Here is a 4,452-nt window from a genome sequence, read left to right on the forward strand (position 1 = left end):
AGATCACGGACGCCGCCCGCGACATGCAGACGATCCCGTTCTACATCGACCAGTCCGGCGGCATCTCGATCGCGCAGCTCGCCGCGCGCGCCCGCCGCCTGAAGCGTCAGAAGGGCCTCGACGTCCTCGTGGTCGACTATCTCCAGTTGCTCTCCGGCTCAGGCAAACGCAGCGACAACCGCGTGCAGGAGATGACCGAGATCACCACCGGGATGAAGGCGCTGGCCAAGGAACTCTCCGTGCCGATCATCGCCCTGTCGCAGCTCTCGCGCCAGGTGGAGAACCGCGACGACAAGCGCCCGCAGCTCTCGGACCTGCGCGAATCCGGCTCGATCGAGCAGGACGCCGACGTGGTGATGTTCGTGTTCCGCGAGGAATACTACGTCAACAACAAGAAGCCCCGCGAGGGCACCGAGGAGTTCTTCGCCTGGGAGGCGGAGATGAACCGCGTCCACGGCAAGGCCGAGGTGATTTTGGGCAAGCAGCGCCACGGGCCGACCGGCACGGTGGAACTGCAGTTCGACGCCAACATCACGCGGTTTTCCAATCTCGCCCAGGACGACCGGATGCCCGAGCGGATGTGACAGGCTGAAGCCCGTGCAACCGAGGGAGAGCGGCCGTGGCGGCTCCGAGACGCGCTGCGAAATTCGCCGGAACGGCCTACGAGGTCGATGTCTCGGCCTGGGCCCTGGAGCAGGCGCATCATCTGCGCGCGGGTTCGTGGGCGCGGCTCGACATCGCCCATCTCGCCGATGAGATCGAGGCCGTGTCCCGCACGGAACGTCACGCCCTGACGAGCGCGCTGCGCGTGATTCTGCTCCACATGCTGAAGTGGGACCATCAGCCGGAGCGCCGGATGCGCAGTTGGGTCTCCTCGATCCGGACGCAGAGGCTGGCCGTCGCAGAGCAGATCGAGGACAGCCCGAGCCTCGCATCGCAGGTCCCGCAACTCCTGCCCCGCGCCTATCGCCGCGTCGTCGAGGCCGGGAGCGAGACCGGCCTCGACGACGCGGCGTTCCCGAAGGCCTGCCCCTACGACTTCGACGCGATCATGGACCGCGCCTTCGCGTGGCCGCCCGAGGCCGAGCCCTGAGAAGCAACGGGGATATGGTAGGCTGTCCCAGGATCTGACGGATCGGAGACGCCGCGTGGCCCTCGGAACCCAAACCCGGCTGCCTGAGACCATCACCTTGAACGACGTGTTCGAGGCCGAGCGGCACGTGGTCGGGCTGATCCTGGCCGAGCCGGCCACCTACCGGATCATCGCAGCGATCCTGCGCGGCGAGGACTGGACCGAGCGCCTGCATCGCGGCGTGTTCGAGATCGCCGGCGAACTCGCGGCGGCCGGGAGGCTGATCACGCTCGAATCGGTGTTGCCGCGCGTCAGCGACGTGGGACCGGACGGTGCGCCGGCCGAAACCTACCTCGCTGCGCGGATCGCGGAGGCGCCGCCATCGTCACAGGCCAAGCCGCTGGCGCAACGGCTTGCCGCCGCTGCCCGCGCGCGTCACGGACCCGACATCTACGACCACGACCTCTACGCCTGGGCCTTCGAGCAGGCTCAACGCCTCCGGCGCGGGCAGTTTTCGGGTCTCGACGCGCTGAACCTCGCCGAGGAGATCGAGGACTTGGGCAGCGAGATCTACCGCCGGCTGGAGAGCGCGCTGCGCATCACGCTGATGCACCTGCTGAAGTGGGACCATCAGCCCGAGAAGCGCACGCGAAGCTGGACGATCTCGATCCGAAACAGTCGCCTGGACGCCGAAGAGGTTTTGGAACGTCATCCCGGCGTGAAGCGCCGTCTCGCAAACGGCGTCGCACGCGCGTATCGCCGAGCCCGGATCGATGCCGCTGGCGAGACCGGCCTCGACGAGGCGGCGTTCCCGGCCGAGTGCCCCTATCCTTACGACGACATCATGAACCGGGCGATCTCCTGGCCTCCTGAGCCGGACGCGCCGTGAGCACCCGGGGTCAGCCCGCCGTCACGAGCGCCCCGGGCTGCTTCACCTCGATCTCGATGAAGGCGATCGGATGCGCGGAGCCGTTCATCACGTCGTGGCGGATGCCGGCCGGGCGGCTGTAGGCCTGCCCCGCGGTGAGCGCGGTCTCGCCGACCGCATCGCCGTCGTGGACCCGGAGGATGCCGGCGACCAGCATCACCACGAAGTACGGCCAGCCGTGCTCGTGCCAGCCCGTCACCGCGCCCGGCTCGAAGTCCCAGCGCGTGATGCGCACGGTCGCATCGTCCTGCTGGATGGTGGGCGTCGCGGGGATCGTGCAGGCGAATGCCATCGCATGGTTCCTCTGGAAGTCCGCACGCGCGGCCGGCGCGACGGCGTACCGGGACCTGCCCGCAAGCGCCAGCACCGGGCATGCGTTGCAGGGCCTGTGCCTCCCGGGCCGTGACGCGGTACTTGCATCGGCGCAACCGGTGACGCGAACCCCGCGCGTCCGGACACCATGGACCAGAGCCTCGGAGCCCGACCATTCCGCACGGCAGCACAGCGCCCGCCGCACCCGGCGATCCCGGGACAGGGTCGGGCCACGGCGCCCGCCTCACCGTCGATCTCGGTGCGATCACCGAGAACTGGCGGCGCCTGCGCGCGCAGGCGCCGGGCGGCGCCTGCGCGGCAGTGGTGAAGGCCGACGCCTACGGCTGCGGCCTCGCCGCCGTCGCCTCGGCCTTGTGGCGGGCCGGCTGCCGCACGGTCTTCGTTGCGCATCTCGCCGAGGCCGAGACGGCGCGGCTCGTGCTGCCGGAGGCCGCGATCTACGTGCTGAACGGGTTGGAGCCCGGCAGTGCCGGCACTTACGCGGAGCGGAACCTGCGGCCCGTCCTCGGCTCCTCCGAGGAACTCTCGGAATGGGCGGCGTTCGGGCGCGGCGCGCTGCCGGCCGCGCTGCACGTCGACACCGGCATGAACCGCCTCGGGCTGTCCGTGCCGGACGCGCTGGCGCTCGCTGGCGACCCGCGGATCGCGGCGGCCGGGATCGACCTCGTGATGAGCCATCTCGTCAGCGCGGAGTTGCCCGGCGAGGCGGTCAACGCCCGCCAGATCGCCGACTTCGCCCGCGTCCGCGCCGCGTTCCCCGGCATTCCCGCCTCGCTCGCCAACTCGTCCGGCGTGTTCCTCGGCGCAGGAGCCCATCACGACCTGCTGCGGCCGGGCTACGCCCTGTTCGGCGGAAACCCGACGCCGGGCGGCCCGAACCCGATGCGGCCGGTGGTGCGGCTGGAGGCGGCGATCCTCCAGGTGCGCGACGTCGCGGCGGGCGACCGTGTCGGCTACAACGGTCGCTGGACGGCCCCCGGCCCAAGGCGGCTCGCCACCCTGTCGCTCGGCTACGCCGACGGCTACCCCAGGGCAGCGAGCGGGCGCGGCCACGCGCTCGTCGGCGGCGTCCCCTGCCCGATGCTGGGCCTCGTCTCGATGGACCTCATCGTCCTCGACGTGACGGAGGCGCCGGCGGCCAAGCGCGGCGACGCGGCCGTCCTGATCGGCGACGCGCTGGATCTCGACACGGTCGGGCGCACGGCCGGCACGATCGGCTACGAGATCCTGACGGGGCTGGGTTCCCGTTACGTTCGCACGTATACCGGGGGCTGACGCACACCGGCCGGCCCGGAAAAACGATGGCGAAGCTCCACCAGACCTTCATCTGCCAAGCCTGCGGCGCGGTGTACAACCGCTGGCGCGGGCGCTGCGAGGCGTGCAACGGCTGGAACACGATCGTCGAGGAGACGCCGGGCGGCTCCGGCCCGCAATCGGGCCCGGCCGCGACCCGGCCGGGCCGCGCCCGCGGGCGGGTGTTCCCCCTCGAAGGCCTGACCGGCGAGGCGAAGGAGGCGCCGCGGATGCCGTCCGGGATCGCCGAGCTCGACCGCGTCACCGGCGGCGGCTTCGTGCGCGGGTCGGTGATCCTGATCGGGGGCGATCCCGGCATCGGCAAGTCGACGCTGCTGATGCAGGCCTCGGCGGCGATGGCGGCGACCGGCGCGCGCGTCGCCTACATCTCGGGCGAGGAGGCGGTGGGACAGGTGCGCCTGCGCGCCGAGCGCCTCGGGCTGTCCGCCCACCCGGTGGAGCTGGCCGCGGAGACCAACGTCGAGGACATCGTCGAGACGCTGTCGCAGGGCCGTCCCCCGGCGCTCGCGATCATCGACTCGATCCAGACCATGTGGACGGAAACGGTCGAATCGGCCCCCGGCACGGTCACGCAGGTGCGCTCGTCGGCGCAAAGCCTGATCCGTTTCGCCAAGACCACCGGCACGGCGGTGATCCTCGTCGGCCACGTCACCAAGGACGGGCAGATCGCCGGCCCCCGCGTCGTCGAGCACATGGTCGACGCGGTCGCCTCGTTCGAGGGCGACCAGGGCCACCACTTCCGCATCCTGCGCGCGGTGAAGAACCGCTTCGGGCCGACCGACGAGATCGGCGTGTTCGAGATGAC

6 protein-coding genes are annotated in these 4,452 nt (G+C 71.0%); 5 read left to right on the forward strand and 1 reads right to left on the reverse strand.

The annotated features are described in order from the left end of the window. The 3 genes from ACFE8Y_RS20870 to ACFE8Y_RS20880 all read left to right on the forward strand — a co-directional run. On the forward strand, window positions 1–584 hold a 584-nt coding region (locus tag ACFE8Y_RS20870), incomplete at its 5' end, for a DnaB-like helicase C-terminal domain-containing protein (RefSeq protein ID WP_375466284.1). 35 nt (window positions 585–619) lie between these two features. Further along, window positions 620–1,093: a DUF29 domain-containing protein gene (locus ACFE8Y_RS20875; protein WP_375466285.1), complete on the forward strand. Its 474-nt coding sequence runs from the start codon at window positions 620–622 to the stop codon at window positions 1,091–1,093. A gap of 55 nt (window positions 1,094–1,148) precedes the next feature. Beyond that, window positions 1,149–1,961 carry a DUF29 family protein gene (locus ACFE8Y_RS20880; RefSeq protein ID WP_375466286.1) on the forward strand — a complete coding sequence of 271 codons (813 nt, stop codon included), beginning with the start codon at window positions 1,149–1,151 and terminating at the stop codon, window positions 1,959–1,961. Between the two features lie 10 nt (window positions 1,962–1,971). On the opposite strand, the gene ACFE8Y_RS20885 is transcribed toward ACFE8Y_RS20880, so the two are convergent. Next, window positions 1,972–2,292: a cupin domain-containing protein gene (locus tag ACFE8Y_RS20885; protein WP_375466287.1), complete on the reverse strand. Its 321-nt coding sequence runs from the start codon at window positions 2,290–2,292 to the stop codon at window positions 1,972–1,974. A gap of 194 nt (window positions 2,293–2,486) precedes the next feature. On the opposite strand from ACFE8Y_RS20885, the gene alr reads away from it, so the two are divergent. Both alr and ACFE8Y_RS20895 read left to right on the forward strand, forming a co-directional pair. Continuing rightward, entirely contained in the window at window positions 2,487–3,608 is a 1,122-nt protein-coding gene (gene alr, locus ACFE8Y_RS20890; RefSeq protein WP_375466289.1) for an alanine racemase, read from the forward strand. 26 nt (window positions 3,609–3,634) lie between these two features. Further along, on the forward strand, window positions 3,635–4,452 hold an 818-nt coding region (locus ACFE8Y_RS20895), incomplete at its 3' end, for an ATPase domain-containing protein (protein WP_375466288.1).

The organism is uncultured Methylobacterium sp., assembly GCF_964242245.1.
GTDB lineage: Bacteria > Pseudomonadota > Alphaproteobacteria > Rhizobiales > Beijerinckiaceae > Methylobacterium.